General features: G+C 62.9%; 3 protein-coding genes and 1 pseudogene. All 4 read right to left on the bottom strand.

Annotated features, from left to right (window positions below; translation table 11 throughout):
- Positions 1-348 (bottom strand): annotated as a pseudogene (locus EN781_RS30080) (lytic murein transglycosylase); the annotation flags it as partial.
- A gap of 177 nt (positions 349-525) precedes the next feature.
- Positions 526-1,131 (bottom strand): recombination mediator RecR, encoded by a 606-nt coding sequence (recR, locus tag EN781_RS30070; RefSeq protein WP_126056698.1) that lies wholly within the window; start codon positions 1,129-1,131, stop codon positions 526-528.
- 95 nt (positions 1,132-1,226) lie between these two features.
- Positions 1,227-2,228, bottom strand: coding sequence for a cell wall hydrolase (locus EN781_RS30065; RefSeq protein ID WP_126056699.1), 1,002 nt, complete (start codon positions 2,226-2,228; stop codon positions 1,227-1,229).
- 217 nt (positions 2,229-2,445) lie between these two features.
- Positions 2,446-2,769, bottom strand: a complete 324-nt coding sequence (locus EN781_RS30060; protein WP_126056700.1) for a YbaB/EbfC family nucleoid-associated protein — start codon at positions 2,767-2,769, stop codon at positions 2,446-2,448.
- Positions 2,770-2,844 lie beyond the last annotated feature (75 nt).

Here is a 2,844-nt window from a genome sequence, read left to right as displayed (position 1 = left end):
GGTGACGTCGCGAACGGTCTTCTCGGCGAAATAGGCGCCGGGCGGCCCGAACTCGGCCTGGTGCTGCTTCTCGGGCGTCGTCGGCGTCTCGCCGGGCATAACGAGGTCCGGCAGCTTGAGGTTCGCCTTCACGCCGATGAAGGCCTCGTCGAAGGTCTTCCTGGAGATTCCCTTGGCCTTGGCTTGTGGCCAAAGGTCGCTCTGCAGCCAGGTGCGGAACTGGTCGTCGATGGGGGCTGCGGCGGTGGGGAAGGAGAGGAGGAAAATGAACAGAGCCGCGAAGAGGGAAAGCGCAGCCAGTTTTGAATGCTTGCGTTCTGTCGCGCCCCCCTCTGTCCTGCCGGACATCTCCCCCACAAGGGGGGAGATTGGCCGTCGCCTTGGCTTTCGCCAATCGCCAACGCTGAAGGAAGAACGCCGCGAGCGAAGCTGCCAATCTCCCCCCTTGTGGGGGAGATGTCCGGCAGGACAGAGGGGGGCGCGAAGGAATACTGTCATTTCCAGGCTACCTCCTCGTTGAAGCCCTCAAAACGCCGTCCTCGATCGCAGCGCAGCGGCTAGCGTGCCTTCGTCGAGATAGTCGAGTTCGCCGCCGACCGGAACGCCATGCGCCAGCCTTGTCACCTTGACCTCGAAGCCGGAGAGCTGGTCGGTGAGGTAGTGCGCCGTGGTCTGGCCTTCGACAGTGGCGTTGACGGCGAGGATCACTTCCTTGACCTCGCCGCCGGCGACGCGGTCGACCAGCGAGCGGATGTTGAGCTGCTCGGGGCCGATGCCGTCGAGCGGCGACAGCGTGCCGCCGAGCACGTGGTAGCGCACATTCATCGCCGCCGCCCGCTCCAGCGCCCAAAGATCGGAGACGTCCTCGACGACGATGAGCGTGCCGGCGTCGCGGCGCGAGTCGGTGCAGATCATGCACGGGTCGGAGGTGTCGACATTGCCGCAGGTCGAGCAGATGCGCACCTTGTCGACCGCCTCGCCCATGGCGGCGGCGAGCGGCTGCAGCAGCTGCTCCTTCTTCTTGATGAGATGAAGCGCGGCGCGCCTGGCCGAACGGGGGCCCAGCCCCGGCACCTTGGCCAGGAGCTGGATCAGGCGTTCGATCTCTGGACCGGCGATTCGCTTGGACATCGCACTGATCTAGGATTTTTCAGAGCGGTTTGGAACATCCACCCGGAGGAATGGTCCGCCATGCTGACAGGGCGGACCATCAATTGCAGGTCAGCTCAGTAGGCTTCCAGCGGCCGGCTCTGGCTTACGATCATCGCGCCGATGGCGTCGGTGTTCTCAGGCGTCGACTGGAAACCCATCGCCGCTTCCTGCGGCGCGCTCGGCACCGAGGTGATGTAGCGGCTGTTCAAGGTGCCGCCGAAACGCGAGGCATCCGGCTCCGCCATCGGCTCCTGCATCGCCACCACAACCGGCTTCGCCGCGACACGACCGGCCTTCGACGCAGGCGCAACGGCGGCGGTCATGTAGGTTTGCTCAGCAGCAACGGTACCGGTTTTTGCCGTCCTGGCCGCGGATGCGGGCTCCACGGCAGCGGTCATCGAGGCCTGCTTGGCCGGGTCCGGATGGACGATCGTCTTGACCACCGGCTCCGCGGACGCCACGAGCACCGGGGCGGTAGCAGGCGCCGCCTGGCGCGGCGTGGCCGAGGCTACGGCGACCATCGGCTCGTCCGGCAGCGGCTGCCAGTTGCGGCCGCGCTTCTCGTAGAAGGCATTGCCGCCGGCGACCATCGTGTAGTGCATGTTCTTGTAGGGGAAGCGCAGGCCCGCGGTGTGGAAGAACATGGTGTTCTTGAGCTTGGCCTTGCGCTCGCCCTTGAGCACGGCGTCGGCGGCCTCCTCGACGTCGGGCATCGCCTTCGAATTCATCGGCCGGGTCATCACGCCGGGCGCGAACTGGCCTTTCTCGCCGACGACCTCGCAAATCGTGCTGCCGTGCTGGCCCGAGCGCAAACGGTTCATGACGACGGTGCCGACGGCGATCATGCCGTCGCGGCTCGACCGGTTGGATTCGAAGAACATCGCCCGCTCGAGGCACTCCCTGTCCTTCGGCGTGGCGCCGTAAGAGCGTGAGCTCAGGAAACTCGGCGTGATGGCATCGGTCAGCTTGGCCACCGACATACCGTGCGAAGTGGTCTGGCTGCAGCCGGCCAGAAGCAAGGGGGAAGTGACAATGCCGAGCAACAGCAGCGGCGTCTTCCATCGCGTCGCGATCAACAAAAAAGCCTCATTTCCAGATGCCAGCCCGCCCCGAGATGTGGCAAGAATGAGACTCTTAAAGGCAAAAAGATGGCTAAAGGATTAGCATTCGTGCAGCATAGGTAAAACTTTATGAATGGCTGGAAATGACCTCGTGAACAAAGCCGGGGAATGTCTTAACAACCACCCCGGTGTCCGATTTCCATTCATAATCAATTAACTGGCGGCAGCCGGCTCAGAACGGCAATTTCATTCCAGGCGGGATCGGCAAGCCTGCCGTGAGCGCCTTGGTCTTTTCCTGCATGACCTGCTCGACCTTATTTTTGGCGTCATTGTGAGCGGCGAGAATTAGGTCCTCGAGAATCTCGGCCTCGTCCTCCTTGAACAGCGACGGATCGATCTTCAGCACCTTCATCTCGAACTTGCCGGTCAGTGTCACGCTGACCAGGCCGCCGCCGGCCTGACCGGTTGCTTCGAGCGTGGCGATCTCATCTTGCATGGCCTGGAACTTGGCCTGCATTTCCTTCGCTTTGCCCATAAGGCCGAGCAGATCCTTCATCCCAATGTCCTCTTCAGTTCTTTGTTGGAGCATGATCTTGTCCGAAAACCGGTTCCCTCTTTTTCGGGATCATAC

This window comes from Mesorhizobium sp. M4A.F.Ca.ET.090.04.2.1 (assembly GCF_003999085.1).
Classification (GTDB): domain Bacteria; phylum Pseudomonadota; class Alphaproteobacteria; order Rhizobiales; family Rhizobiaceae; genus Mesorhizobium.
The sequence above is the reverse complement of the archived record's forward strand: the minus strand, read 5'-3'. Positions and strand labels throughout refer to the sequence as shown.